General features: G+C 65.4%; 1 protein-coding gene. It reads left to right on the top strand.

The genetic code is table 11. From position 1 onward, the window contains the following. Positions 1–257, top strand: a 257-nt coding sequence (locus tag EOD29_RS33105; protein WP_206520584.1) for a trypsin-like peptidase domain-containing protein, incomplete at both ends; no start/stop codon positions are given.

Raw genomic sequence — 257 nt, 5'->3', positions numbered from 1 at the left:
CCGGCAGGGGCACGGGTCGGGTTTCGCCGTCTCGCCTGACGGCCTGATCATCACCAACAACCATGTCGTCGATGACGCCAAGGTCGTCCGCATCACCACGCCTGACGGCTTCGTTACCGAGGGCCGCGTGCTCGGCCGGGATGTGGATACCGATATCGCCCTCATTCGCGCCAATACAAGCACCGGCGCCTGGGCGAAGCTCGGAGATTCCCAGCGCTTGCGCAGGGGCCATATCGCGATCGCGATCGGAAACCCGC

This window comes from Mesorhizobium sp. M1A.T.Ca.IN.004.03.1.1, from assembly GCF_003997555.1.
Classification (GTDB): domain Bacteria; phylum Pseudomonadota; class Alphaproteobacteria; order Rhizobiales; family Rhizobiaceae; genus Mesorhizobium.
This window is presented reverse-complemented; position numbering and strand designations above follow the sequence as displayed.